Genomic DNA, 13396 nt, shown 5'->3' with positions numbered 1-13396 from the left:
GCGGAGCGGTCAGTGGGATATACCGCAGGAAACATACGTTGCCCGCCATTCACCGGCAATATGTCCCACTGGCCGCTCCGCAATATCCGCTTTCAGAAAACCTACTCTCCTTTCACCTTATAAGCCAGCGCATACATACGCATCTGCTTCACCATGGCCAGCAATCCGTTGCTACGGGTAGGACTCAGGTGGTCTTTCAGACCGATACGGTCTATGAAATACAACTCGGCATCGAGTATCTCGGCGGGTGTGTGGCCGCCGAGCACACGTATAAGGAGTGCCACAATGCCTTTCACTATCAGCGCGTCGCTCTCCGCCGTGAAGTCTATCACGCCGTCGTGATAGTCGGCTTGAAGCCACACACGGCTCTGGCAACCGTCTATCAGGTTGCTTTCCGTCTTGTATTTGTCATCCAACGAAGCCTGCTCGTTGCCAAGATCTATAAGCAACTGGTACTTATCCATCCAATCGGTGAAGTCTGAGAATTCCTCGATTATCTCGTCTTGAATTTCATTTATAGTCATTATTGTATTATTTTGTCCGTTTCATTGAAAGATGTTGTCCGTTTTTATCAAGATACCATATCCTTATTATAGAAAGATGAAAAACATTCGATAATACCGACCTTGCTTTTCAAATATAAAAGAAAAGAACTCACATCATACCATAATGGGCGTTCCATCATTCCACTTTATCTATCCTGAACAACTTATCGCTCGGCCTCACCTTACCGGTAACGGCCACCGATACGCGTGTTCCCTTGCGGGCTACGTCCACAGGTCCGTGGTCGCCGTGAATTTCAGCGGTATCGATATACATCGCGCCTGTGGTCGGGCCGGTGACCAACAGCTTGTCGCCCACGGCGAACTCGGCGGCATCTACCGTGAACTCGGCTACCCCGAGCTTGCTGAAATACTTCACGCCGCGGCCCACATAGACCTTGCGCTCCGTGGCACATGAGCCGTAATGGCTGTTCCACTCGCCAAGCGTCTGCCCCTGGTAGTAACCGTCCCAGAAGCCGCGGTTGAACACAGTGGCGAGCCGAGCATCCCACCCGTCTTTCTTTTCCTCGGTAAACGTGCCGTCGAGCACCGACGCGATGGCCTCCTTGTAGCATCCCACCACGGTGGAGACATACTCCGGTCCGCGCGCACGCCCCTCTATCTTGAACACCCGCACGCCGGCTTTCATCATCCGGTCTATGAACCGCACGGTTTTAAGGTCCTTCGGACTCATGATATATTTGTTGTCTACAGCAAGCTGCGCGCTTGTCTCGTTGTCCGTCACTGTATACGAACGGCGGCATATCTGAACGCATTCCCCCCGGTTGGCGCTGCGGTTTGCCTCGTGAAGACTCATATAGCACTTACCGCTTATAGCCATGCACAGCGCCCCATGGCAGAACATCTCTATGCGTACCGGCTTGCCGGAAGGCCCGCAAATGTGCTCCCTCTCAATAGCATGGTATATCTCTTCCACCTGCTCCATGCGCAGTTCGCGAGCCAGCACCACCACATCGGCGAAGCGGGCATAGAACCGAAGCGCCTCGACATTGCTGATATTGAGCTGCGTACTGAGATGGACTTCCACCCCAACCTCACGGCAATATGTCATCACGGCCACGTCGCTGGCTATCACCGCCGATATTCCCGCCTCCTTGGCGGAATCCACCGTACGGCGCATCATGTCCATATCCTCGTCGTATATGATGGTATTCACGGTCAGATAGGTCTTTATTCCCTTCTCACGGCATGTGCCGGCAATATCCCGCAAGTCGTCCGCCGTGAACTCGTTTGCCGAGTGCGCCCTCATGTTCAGCCGTCCGATACCGAAATACACCGAGCCGGCGCCTGCCTGTATGGCGGCCGCGAGACTCTCGCGCGAACCCACCGGAGCCATTATCTCAAAATCGTTTATCGTATGTTCCATTATCGTTATATCATGAAAAAACTGTCCTCTTTCGTGTGAAAAGCAAGCCGTCGTATAATAAGATGCTCCGAAACAGATTTCATATATATTCGTTATCCGCTTCGGAGCATCTTCAAATAACCTTTTACCTATTCATAGGCAGCAGCTTCCGCTGCCGCTATGATGTCTTCTCTCGACGGTTCTTTCGGGTTGGCGGTGATGTCCGAGAGGTCGAACTCGTCTTTCACCGTCTCCACGCCGGTATTCCCCGCGCTCCCGTTCCGCCTTTCTTTCCTTACAGCCTGATCCTTGACCGGCTTCTCATCAGGCTCGGCCTGTATGGTGTCGGTTGTGTCGAGAGTCACTACCGGCGTTCTCCCGATGGGCTTATCATCATCGGCCACGGCCCGTGCCGGCTTTTCCTTCACGGTGCCAGCCTTGACCCTTTCAGCCTTTGCGGCAAACACGGCGTCGATAAACTGCGGCTCTTTCCGCAGACGCTGCAATGCCTCCTTGGCCGCCGCCTGCTGGCTTTCCTTCTTGGAGTATCCCCGTCCCGTTCCTGCCTCAAGCCCCTCGATGGACACTTTGGAAATAAATACGGGACTGACGTTGTCTTTCTCCATCTCCTCGCCCGCGAGCATGAACTCCATCGAGACCTTGTTCTTCTGCGTCCACTCTATCAGCTTGCTCTTGAAGTTGACCACCTTGTAGGCCACCTTGTCTATATTGACGAGCTGCGCGAGTATCCGCTTCTGCATGAAACGCATGCAGGCATCGTATCCACGGTCGAGATATATCGCCCCCACAAGCGCCTCGAAGGCGTTGCCGCCCATGTAGTTGTTGTGTGCGCAGTTGTGTCCCGACGACTTTATGAGGCGCGGTATGCCCATCTCGCCTGCCAGTTTGTTGAGCATGTCACGCTGCACGAGCTTGCTCCGGGTGTTTGTCAGGAAACCTTCACGCTTACCCTCGAAGTGGCGGTACACAATATCGCCCACCACGGCGTCGAGCACAGCGTCGCCGAGAAACTCGAGCCGCTCGTTGTTCAGCGGCTTTCCCTTGTCGTTGCGCCTGGCTACGCTCTTGTGCATGAGAGCCAGCTTGTAGTATTCTATGTGGTGGGGGTAGAACCCCATGATGTCATAAAGGGAAGAAAAAAGCTCCTTCTCCTTGCGGAAAGGGAGCTTGATCCTGTCTATGATATTGTTATTCAGCATACTTCTTGAAAACAACACAAGCATTGTGGCCTCCGAATCCGAAGGTGTTGCTTATAGCGGCGCGCACCGTTCTCTTCTGGGCCTTGTTGAAAGTGAAATTCAAGTCGTAGTCGATTTCTTCGTCGCGGTCGTCCTCGTCGTGGTTGATTGTCGGCGGGACGATGTCGTTCTTCACGGCGAGCACCGTTGCCATGGCCTCCACAGCGCCTGCCGCGCCGAGCAGGTGGCCGGTCATCGACTTCGTAGAACTGATGTTCAACTTGTATGCCGCGTCACCGAATACTTTCTTTATGGCCTTGGCCTCCGATATGTCGCCCACGGGTGTCGACGTGCCGTGCACGTTGATGTAGTCGATGTCCTCCGGTTTCAGGCCGGCGTCTTTCAGCGCGTTCTCCATCACGAGGCACGCTCCGAGACCCTCGGGATGCGACGCCGTGATATGATATGCGTCCGCGCTCGCGCCCTCGCCCACCATCTCGGCATATATCTTGGCTCCGCGCGCCTTGGCGTGCTCAAGCTCTTCGAGAATCAGACAGCCCGCGCCCTCACCCATGATGAAGCCGTCGCGGCTCTTGCTGAACGGGCGTGAGGCGTGTGCGGGGTCGTCGTTGCGTGTAGACAGCGCATGCATGGCGTTAAATCCGCCCACACCCACTGCACAGATAGCCGCCTCGGCGCCACCGCTCACCACTACATCGGCCTTGCCCAGACGTATCTGGTTGAAGGCGTCGGCCAACGCGTTGCTCGAAGACGCGCACGCCGATGTGGTGGCGTAGTTGGGTCCGTGAAATCCGAAGTGTATCGATATCTGGCCTGCGGCGATGTCGGCGATCATCTTGGGAATGAAGAACGGATTGAACTTAGGACCGTTCTCCTCGTTCACGCCATAGTATTTCACCTCGTCCTCAAACGTCTTGATACCTCCGATACCCACGCCGAATATCACGCCAACGCGTGTCTTGTCGATCGTGTCGAGGTTCATCTCGCTGTCTTTCACCGCCTGAATGGCCGACACGAAAGCCAACTGTGTGTAGCGATCCATCTTGCGCATTTCCTTGCGGTCGATGTATTCGGCAAAATTGAGGTTCTTGACTTCGCAACCGAACTGTGTCTTGAACTTCGAAGCGTCAAACAATGTGATGGGCGCGGCTCCGCTGACTCCGTTTACAAGGTTGTTCCATGTCTCCTCGGGGTTGTTGCCCACCGGGGTAACGGCTCCCAGACCCGTCACGACTACTCTTTTTAATTCCATGATGGTTATTTGTTTGTGGCGGAAAGCATCATTTTAAAGACACATACAAGACCACCGCCAAAACGGCAAAAGACGAGGGATGAAAGTTTTTGAACGCAACAGCATTCGGCTTTCAGCCTTCGTCTTTTGTCTTCCAGTGATAGTCTTTCAACTCGCGTCTTCCAACTTTCCGTCTGAAAAATATTATTTCGCGTTCTCCTCGATGTAAGTGATGGCGTCACCTACTGTACCAATTTTCTCAGCTTTGTCGTCCGGAATAGAAATACCAAACTCTTTCTCAAACTCCATGATGAGTTCAACTGTATCCAGAGAGTCGGCACCCAAATCGTTTGTGAAGCTTGCTTCGGGCTTTACTTCTGCCTCGTCAACACCAAGTTTATCAACGATGATTGCCTTTACTTTTGATTCAATTTCTGACATAATTGTAATGTTTAAAATGTTAATAATTTCTTCTTTTTGAAAAATACGGCTGCAAAGTAACTAATTTTTATTTAGTTACGCAAATTATTTCGAAAAAAAAGCACCGTTCATTGCACACAACGGGGGTGTTTGTGCAACTATTTAACGCTTTCGCCCTGTATTTCAGTCATATAAGACTGCATATACCACTATTTTGATTGCACATTGCAACATCATGGCACGTATATGCCGCCAAATGGGAACGCATTATATATAAATATGTGTCAAGATGATAACCGGCAAGATGCCCCAACGGCAACCACACTACATGTATCTCCGACCGGAAGGTGTCAATAATGTTTACAAAACGCTATCCATATTTCGCCCGTTTAAAAATTAAAAGCCAAAGGCCGGAAATAAGCGAACTATGAGCTGTTTTCCGCAAGTGCCTGCACGTCAGCTTAATACATCTTTCACATCTACATCCCCTATCAAACCTACCCCACCTACCCTCACGAATTTTTCCATTCAGCGTCCCGTTGCCTCGCATTCAGACGCTAAACGTAATGCAACGGGACGCTGGACGCGACGCGATTAGCTACCGAACGCGCTCCAACGGGCATCCCGTTGCGGAAAAAACAGCTTTTCACCATCCGGCGAATGGCTGCATATCGCATTAAATATAGCGGAATGTATCGTCTCCGCTTTCTATTTCAAAAGAAAACAAAGTGTTAAATACGTGACTTTATTATTACACACGCCGGCTGACGGAGACTACCGGAATGTCTCACGCCGCAACGGATAGTCGCCCCGCAGACGCTCGAAAGCCTCGGGCGACGATTTAAGTGCGGCGCTGTCTGTCAGCGGATTGTACAGTTCGAGCGGGTCGCCGGTATACACGAAGCCGGGCGGTAGCGGCGGAGCGACAACCGGCGGCGGCGGCACAAGTCCGAAAAAACGGCACAGGGCTGCCAGTGCCATATTGTCGGCGTTCACTTTCCCGTCGGCCGAATAGCCGGCGATATGGGGCGTGCCTATATATACCTTGTCGAGCAGGGCGCGGTCTATTTCCGGCTCGCCCTCCCAAGTGTCTATCACCGCCTGGCGCACCATGCCGCGGTCTATTGCCGCGCCGAGCGCGTCGCCGTCTACCACGGCACCCCGACTGGTGTTGATGATAAACGGCCTGCGTGCCAGACGGCCGAAGAACGCTTCGTCGGCAAGGTGGAACGTGGCATGGCGGCCGGAGGATGTGAGAGGCACATGAAACGTGATTACATCGGCCTCACGCTCTATCGTGTCGAGCCGCACGAAGCCTGTCCGGCCAAGCGGCGGGTCGCACACAAGCACGTTCATCCCAAGCTCACCGGCGGCGGCGGCCACGAGCGAGCCTACATGTCCGCAGCCTACCACACCGATGGTGGCACGGCAGAGGCACAGCCCGAAATCACGGGCAATCAGAAGCAGCGACGAGCGCACATACTGAGCCACGGAGGCGGCGTTGCATCCGGGGCAGTTGGTCCACGCTATGCCCGAACGGTCGAGAAAACGTGTGTCTATATGGTCATGGCCTATGGTGGCCGTGGCCACGAAGCGCACCCGGCTGCCGCCGAGCAGGGTCTCGTCGCAGCGTGTGCGGGTACGCACTATGATGGCGTCGGCATCGCGCACGTCAGCGGCGGTAATGGCCGCGCCGGGCATGTACACGGCATCAGGCGTGACGGCGGCCACCGCCTCACGTATATACGGAATCTTGTCGTCTATCACTATCTTCATCTTATCATGCTTTTTACAGGCAGAGGAAGAGCGGGGCCGCGGGGCCGCAGGCCCTCGTCCGTGCCATGTATCGTTGCCGGAAACAAAAGTAACTAAATTTCACATAAAAAGATTGCAATAAAAGTAAAAACTTATCTTTTAATTACGTAATTGGAAAAGTTTGAGTATATTTGCATCAGGATAACCGCTGCACGGCACTGCGCGGCCTTCATGAAAACGGACGGTTTTCACGGTGTCAGCCGCAAGCGGAAACAATACAATAACAATAAAAGAAACATACAGATAAACTATGTCATTTACAGAACAATGCAACACCATCTTCAACCAGGCGATAAGAGACTATCACCTGACGGATGACGTGGACACCCAGATAAACAACCCGTACGACAACAACACCATAGAGCACAACCTGTACATGAAGTGCTGGATAGACACAGTGCAATGGCATCTGGAAGACATAATCAGGGATCCTCACATAGACCCGCTCGACGCCCTCGCACTGAAAAGGCGCATAGACCGCAGCAACCAGGACCGCACGGATCTCGTGGAGCAGATAGACAGCCACTTCCGCAGCGAGTACGGCAACGTGACACCCATGGCGGACGCAAGACTGAACACCGAGAGCCCGGCGTGGGCGGTGGACAGGCTGTCCATCCTCGCACTCAAAATATACCACATGAAGGAACAGACCGAGCGCACTGAGGCATCACAGGAACACAGGGCCACATGCACGGCAAAGCTCGACGTGCTGCTCGAACAGCGGAAAGACCTCTCGCTGGCAATAGACCAGTTGATCGAGGACATCGCCGCCGGAAAGAAATACATGAAGGTATACCGGCAGATGAAGATGTATAACGACCCGGCCACAAACCCGGTGTTGTATAAGAATAAATAATGGTTTGAAAAGGCTCCGCACTCCAAGATAAACAACAAGATGAAGAAAGAGCATATTCTGGTCATCAGGTTCTCGGCTCTCGGCGACGTGGTGATGGCCGTACCGGTGGTGTACTCGCTCGCCAAAACATATCCCGACGTGCGGATAACGGTGCTGAGCAGGGCGTATGCACGCACTTTCTTCGAAGACCTCGCGCCGAACATCAACTTCATGGAAGCCGACCTCAGGGGTGAGTACAGCGGAGTGAGAGGACTGAACAAGCTCTACCGCAGGCTGACGGCAAAGAACTTCACGGCCGTGGCCGACCTGCACAACGTGCTGCGATCGGACTATCTGCGCATGAGGTTCAACATGAGCCGCTACAACGTGGCCCACATAGACAAGCACCGCAAGGCCAGAAAGATGCTCACGGCGGAAGAAAACAAGGCCATGGAGCAGCTGCCCACATCGTTCGAGAACTATGCCGACGTGTTCGGCAGGCTGGGATACCCGATAAAGGACATGTCGTTCAAGTCGATATTCCCGCCGGAGGGAGGCAACCTCAACCTGCTGCCGGCCATCATAGGACCGAAAAAAACATTCGGACAGTGGATAGGATTTGCTCCGTTCGCCGCGCACAACGGAAAGATATATCCGCCGGAAAAGATGCTCGAAGTGATAAAGATGACAAAAGCGGAATACCCGCAAGCACGCATTTTCCTCTTCGGGCGGGGCAAAAGGGAAGACGCCCTGTTCCCGAAATGGTGCGGAGAGACAAGCGACTGCATTAACGTGGGAGAGCACATGGAAACCATGCAGCAGGAACTGATACTCATGAGCCACCTCGACGCAATGGTGTCTATGGACAGCGCCAACATGCACCTTGCATCAATCACCGGCACGCCGGTAGTAAGCGTATGGGGAGCGACACATCCGTATGCGGGATTCATGGGATGGAAACAGGACACGGCAAACGCCGTACAGGAAGACATGCCATGCCGGCCGTGCAGCGTATACGGTAACAAACCGTGCATGCGTGGCGACTTTGCCTGCATGAACAACATAGCACCGAGACGGATTTTCGACAGGATAAAGGCCGTGGTAGGATGAAAAGACAAAAAGAAGATGTGAAAGACAGGGCGGCTTTGAGAAACGCCGCAATGCCACAATATAAACGCCATTGACAACGGCTTGAAAGGCCGAAGAGCCGACACTCCGGCAACAGGCAACCGGAACAACAGTGAAAGAAGCGCGATGAAAAGCCCGCAAAGCAGTGGCGACAATAAAAAGGCTGGACATAAACAGCATATAACTAACAGTATTATCAACCATTTAAAAACAAAAAGATTATGAAAAAGTATGTTTGTGACGTCTGCGGATACGTTTACGATCCGGCAGTGGGAGACCCAGAAAACAACATTGCACCAGGAACAGCATTCGAAGATATACCCGAAGATTGGGTATGCCCGCTATGCGGAGTGGGAAAAGACGAGTTTTCCGAAACAGAATAAAAAAACAAACGCTCTTCATTCAGTGAATGGGGAGCGTTTGTTTTTTTTATTGAGGAGTTGGTTGTGAGGAGTTGAGGAACAAGTTACTCCTCACTACCTACTTACCCAAGAATTTATACATTATTATCCCGGCGGTAACGGACACATTCATGGAGTGCTTCGTGCCGAACTGCGGTATTTCAAGACATCCGTCGCACATGTCTATCACCTCCTGATGCACTCCTTTGACTTCGTTCCCGAGCACTACGGCATAGCGACGGCCGGCAACGGGAACGAAATCGTGCAGCATGGTGCTGCCTTCTACCTGCTCTACGCCATACACCTCGTAGCCTGCGGCATGCAAAGCGTCGACAGCCTCAACGGCCGTGGCAAAATGTTTCCACTCCACACTGTCCTCGGCTCCGAGCGCCGTCTTGTGTATCTCGGTGCTTGGCGGGGTGGCGGTGATGCCGCACAAGTATACGGCCTCTACGCGGAAAGCGTCGGCCGTGCGGAACACACTGCCTACGTTATACATCGACCGCACGTCGTCGAGCACAACGACAAGCGGCAATTTCTCGGCCTGTTTGAAGTCCTCGACCGTCAGGCGGCTCATCTCTATCGTTCTTAATTTTCTCATAATCCCTATATAAAATAATGTGAACCTGCCCATACGGAATTTAACGCGTACCGGAACCAAGCAAAGAAACTCGCAGGCAGGATTATTTATAGCTTGCAAAGACAGTGAAAACCGAATGCGGTGAAAACAGTGTCTTTACCGCTGGGACACAGCCTATCTTGCTGCAAAGATACGCAAAAACGCCCGACCACACAAAAAATATAGTGGTCGGGCGATGTCTTTTTCATATCCTTTGCCGCCGGCTTCTTAATCAAAGGAAGCTTTTCTTTGGCTTTTTCACGGCAGGCTTCGTAGCCGGAACATCGGTATTCCGCTCGGTGGGCACGGCGGGCGACGTGCTGTCAGTCGCCGGAACTGCGGTATTTGACGGTGCCGGCTGCGGCTTGACGTTTCCCGTAACACCCTGCGTGTCGGCACGGCGAAGCAGATAGGCATGCGAAATAATCACGTTCACCCGGCAGTGTGTCTGTCCGGAAGCCGCACGGTCGAAGTCGTCTATCAACTCAATACCCGCACAGAATTGCTTGTAGCCCGGGTTCTTGCCTGTGAACATGTTGCCAAGCCAGAGGTTGGTACGCTTATGCTCGGCATTGGCCACTATGGGACGGCCGCCGTTGAAACCCTCCACCCCGCTGTACAGAATGGCTTGCATCACGTTGATACAAGCGTTTTCCAGCGCTTCCTCACGGTCGGCAGCGAATCCGTCAGAGGTGAACACGGCCGTCTGCGCGTCGGCATCGATGATGCTTATCCGTGCCCGTGAGTCCTGGGCGGCCACCGTCAACCTGACGACCGGCAAAGCAATGACGGCAAACAGCCGCATATATTTAAAACAGTGTAGCATATATTTTGAGATGACAGATGATTATTTAACAGTCAGGCCGCTTATTGCAGCAAATTGTCAAGTCCCTTGTCTATCGTATCGAACAGTGATTTCTTCGCACGGCTTACCACTGTCATCTTCACTCCGGCCTTATGTTTTGCCTGAATATCCTTTCCACCGTTCTTCACCTCGCACAGTGTCATATCTTCGGCCACCACCTCTTTGGCTTTCAGCTCGCCGATTTTCTTGCGCACGTTGCGGTTAGCGACGGTCACTTCGCTAAACACTTCGAATATCTGTCCCTTCTGAATGCCTTGTGCCGAGCCTGTCGTCACATACACCGTAACGGCTCCTTTCTTTTCATTCTCCTGCTCCAAATCGACAATTTCGGCCTCTACCTTGAAGTTCTCGTCCACAAACTTCTTCATGGCGCCATGCGCTTTCTTCACCACCGCAATGGCCGCTTCTTCCTCAGTCTTGTTCAGTGAGCTAAGGTCGGTATAGTTCTTTGACGCAACAGACTCACCCGTCTCAATGTCGGTGACAGTCAGCGTGTAGCTCACATGCGATGTGTATGTCGTCTTTCCGTCCTTTACATCTTTATCGTAAGTCATAGTGTTCAGCGTACCGCCGATTACATAGTTGATGCCTTTCTCACCAAATGCCTTCAACCGCTCGTTGGTTGTGGCCGGCAGGTCGGTCATCACGTTAACATCGACGACCGTAAGGCGTGTGGTGGCGTTCAAGCCGGCGATAATATCGGTGCGGAGAGCATCTACCACATCGCTCGTCTCGGTGGTGTTATCGGCAAATTTATCGACAACCACCACTTTCTTGTCCTGTGCGGAAACGGTAAGCACTGCGCAAACCATGGCCGCAAAAACAATAACTCTTTTCATAATAATCTGTTTTTTAAGTTTGTAAACGTTATAAATAATACTAATATCATAATAAATATCCATCGGCTGTATGTATGGCCCGGAGGTCACTTCTTGTCCTGAGCCAACCTTAATCCAACGGTGGGACGGGCTTCGTGCTGCTTCATGTGCGAGCGGTGCGATGTATGTCCGAGCCATCCGACGGTATCGTAAGCGCCTCCGCGCACCACACGCTCATAGCCGTCGGCATCGTTGCGGGGATTGTTGGCCGACAGTGCCGTGTAGCGCTTGATGAAGTCCTGGCACCATTCGGCCACGTTGCCCGTCATATCGCACAGTCCAAACACATTGGGGCGCTTGCCGCCGCATGCAGCCGTACCACTGCCGGTTACGGCGACATCATCCAACCGTGAGCCACCGGAATAGCTGTCGCCCGATGCCGTGCGCCCACGGGCGGCATATTCCCATTCGGCCTCGGTAGGCAGACGAAACTGTTGGCCGGTCATGCTGTTGAGCCGGGCTATGAACTGTTGGCAATCATCCCATGACACATTCTCCACGGGGAGGTCGCCGCCCTGATGAGCGGACGGATTGCTGCCCATCACCTTCTGCCACAAGGCTTGTGTCACCTCGGTCTTGCCGATGGCAAACGTGCCTACCGTGACACTGTGTGCCGGCTTGTCCATGCTGAAAGTGCTGTACTTGTCAAGCTCCCGCTGCGAACCCATGGTGAAAGTACCGCCTTCCACGAGCACCATCTCATACGATACACCGTCGAGAGAGAGGCTTCCGGCAGCCACCATGTTCATGCGGTAGTCGACTGTACGTCCAAGACGGATATCCACCTCGGCCGTCTCATCGTTGTAGCCGTCTGCCCGAAGTGTCAGCTTATGGCGCCCCTCGGTACCCTTATATACAAAGGGTGGCACACCGCCTGAAATATGTTTCACTCCGTCTACATAGAAATCGGCACGGCTTACATTGCTCGCCACGACAACGGTTCCTTTCGGATCGGTGTCTTTTTTGACGATGGTGTCTGTCTTGTTGGCCAGCACAAGGTTGCATACGAGTTTGTCTTTCGGCGTGAGGCCTTCTATAAGTGCCGCTTGAAGGGGAATGCGGTTTGTGCCGTTACCTTGCAGCACCACCGTGACTGCCTCGGCATATTCGCGTGTCGCGTTATCGCTCGCGTCTTTCAACTGCTCCAACCGCTTCCATTGGTCGTCGGTCCACTGCCCGTTGGCCGAATCATCCATCTTGCGGTAGGTATCGGCCGCATCGGCGGCCGCTGTCTTCAACTGCCCTATCCGCACTGTATTGACAACAAATGAATACTGATAGGTGCCTTCTCCGGTAAGAGTACCCTCGCCACCGGATACCTTTACCTTATCGCTTATCTGCACATCGAGTCTCACCGGACTCTTGATATCTATCAGTGCCTCGGTGGGCTTCTCGCCTTTGGCAAAATATGCGTTCTTGTCGATACGTTGGGTAGACGGCAAAAGGATAGTGGCCGGCTCGTCAATACGGAAGTACCGGTATTCATCCGGATTGACATTGAGCTGGTCTGACTTACCGGCGATGGGACTTCCTTTTTTATTGACTACGAACACCCGGCTCTTGCCTTTCGACACGTCGAGCAGCAACTTGAACTCGTAATGGCCGCCGACTTGCCGGCTTTCGGTGCATACAGGCTCGTCTTTATTTGTCGTCCGTATCACGTAATCAGGCTTCTTTGCCAAGAAGATGACTCCCGCCTTACCGTCGAGAGCCGCTTTCTCCTGCCGGTCTTTCACCACATTAAGCATATTGTCGCTGTCCTGCGCCAATACATGCAAAGGTATCGCCGCATACAGGATAAGCAGCCATAATATTCTTGTCATTGTTTTCATTACTATTTTGTTTTTATTAGGAGTTGGGGAGTAAGGAGTTGAGGAGTAAGTAAACGTCTATTGGGAGCTGTGGAGTAAGTAGTTGAGAAGTAAGTAAACATCCATTATGAATTGAGGAGCAAGGAGTCGGGAAATAAGTAAAATACCATCAAGGTAAGAAAACTTATCATACCGATGCCGTTAAACGGCTTTTTTACCCTCTTACTTCCTAAACCCCCTTTACCTTTTTACCTTTTTACCTTTT

The 13396-nt window shown here is 52.7% G+C and carries 13 protein-coding genes; 3 read left to right on the top strand and 10 right to left on the bottom strand.

Going from position 1 to position 13396, the window contains the following annotated elements; all coding sequences use genetic code 11:
- Nucleotides 1-101 precede the first annotated feature (101 nt).
- From HPS53_RS03365 to HPS53_RS03340, 6 genes are all read right to left on the bottom strand, one after another.
- Entirely contained in the window at nt 102-524 is a 423-nt protein-coding gene (locus tag HPS53_RS03365) for a SufE family protein (protein ID WP_104370114.1), read from the bottom strand.
- Nucleotides 525-681: 157 nt separating this feature from the next.
- Nucleotides 682-1929 carry a peptidase U32 family protein gene (locus HPS53_RS03360; protein ID WP_172204363.1) on the bottom strand — a complete coding sequence of 416 codons (1248 nt, stop codon included), beginning with the start codon at nt 1927-1929 and terminating at the stop codon, nt 682-684.
- Nucleotides 1930-2057: 128 nt separating this feature from the next.
- Nucleotides 2058-3128 carry a ribonuclease III gene (gene rnc, locus HPS53_RS03355; RefSeq protein ID WP_371741753.1) on the bottom strand — a complete coding sequence of 357 codons (1071 nt, stop codon included), beginning with the start codon at nt 3126-3128 and terminating at the stop codon, nt 2058-2060.
- Nucleotides 3118-4380 carry a beta-ketoacyl-ACP synthase II gene (gene fabF / locus HPS53_RS03350; protein ID WP_172204361.1) on the bottom strand — a complete coding sequence of 421 codons (1263 nt, stop codon included), beginning with the start codon at nt 4378-4380 and terminating at the stop codon, nt 3118-3120. The genes rnc and fabF overlap by 11 nt, the downstream gene beginning before the upstream one ends.
- Nucleotides 4381-4563: 183 nt before the next feature.
- Nucleotides 4564-4800, bottom strand: coding sequence for an acyl carrier protein (locus HPS53_RS03345; protein WP_104370118.1), 237 nt, complete (start codon nt 4798-4800; stop codon nt 4564-4566).
- Between the two features lie 753 nt (nt 4801-5553).
- Nucleotides 5554-6555 (bottom strand): 4-phosphoerythronate dehydrogenase, encoded by a 1002-nt coding sequence (locus HPS53_RS03340; RefSeq protein ID WP_104370267.1) that lies wholly within the window; start codon nt 6553-6555, stop codon nt 5554-5556.
- A gap of 289 nt (nt 6556-6844) precedes the next feature.
- Here HPS53_RS03340 and HPS53_RS03335 point away from each other — a divergent pair, with 289 nt between their 5' ends.
- The 3 genes from HPS53_RS03335 (at nt 6845) to rd (ending at nt 8940) form a co-directional block, all read left to right on the top strand.
- Nucleotides 6845-7450 carry a DUF4254 domain-containing protein gene (locus HPS53_RS03335; RefSeq protein ID WP_172204359.1) on the top strand — a complete coding sequence of 202 codons (606 nt, stop codon included), beginning with the start codon at nt 6845-6847 and terminating at the stop codon, nt 7448-7450.
- Nucleotides 7451-7489: 39 nt separating this feature from the next.
- Entirely contained in the window at nt 7490-8539 is a 1050-nt protein-coding gene (locus tag HPS53_RS03330) for a glycosyltransferase family 9 protein (protein ID WP_104370255.1), read from the top strand.
- A gap of 239 nt (nt 8540-8778) precedes the next feature.
- Nucleotides 8779-8940, top strand: a complete 162-nt coding sequence (rd, locus tag HPS53_RS03325) for a rubredoxin (RefSeq protein ID WP_104370256.1) — start codon at nt 8779-8781, stop codon at nt 8938-8940.
- A 97-nt stretch (nt 8941-9037) separates the two neighbouring features.
- Here rd and HPS53_RS03320 read toward each other — a convergent pair whose 3' ends face one another.
- The 4 genes from HPS53_RS03320 to HPS53_RS03305 form a co-directional block, all read right to left on the bottom strand.
- Nucleotides 9038-9559, bottom strand: a complete 522-nt coding sequence (locus tag HPS53_RS03320; RefSeq protein WP_104370268.1) for an RNA methyltransferase — start codon at nt 9557-9559, stop codon at nt 9038-9040.
- Nucleotides 9560-9809: 250 nt separating this feature from the next.
- Nucleotides 9810-10403: a hypothetical protein gene (locus tag HPS53_RS03315; RefSeq protein ID WP_172204357.1), complete on the bottom strand. Its 594-nt coding sequence runs from the start codon at nt 10401-10403 to the stop codon at nt 9810-9812.
- A 41-nt stretch (nt 10404-10444) separates the two neighbouring features.
- Nucleotides 10445-11281, bottom strand: a complete 837-nt coding sequence (locus tag HPS53_RS03310; RefSeq protein WP_172204355.1) for a hypothetical protein — start codon at nt 11279-11281, stop codon at nt 10445-10447.
- Between the two features lie 86 nt (nt 11282-11367).
- Nucleotides 11368-13143 (bottom strand): SUMF1/EgtB/PvdO family nonheme iron enzyme, encoded by a 1776-nt coding sequence (locus HPS53_RS03305; protein WP_216651875.1) that lies wholly within the window; start codon nt 13141-13143, stop codon nt 11368-11370.
- Nucleotides 13144-13396: the final 253 nt, after the last annotated feature.

Source organism: Prevotella sp. PTAC, from assembly GCF_013166535.1.
Taxonomy (GTDB): domain Bacteria; phylum Bacteroidota; class Bacteroidia; order Bacteroidales; family Bacteroidaceae; genus Prevotella.
The sequence above is the reverse complement of the archived record's forward strand: the minus strand, read 5'-3'. Positions and strand labels throughout refer to the sequence as shown.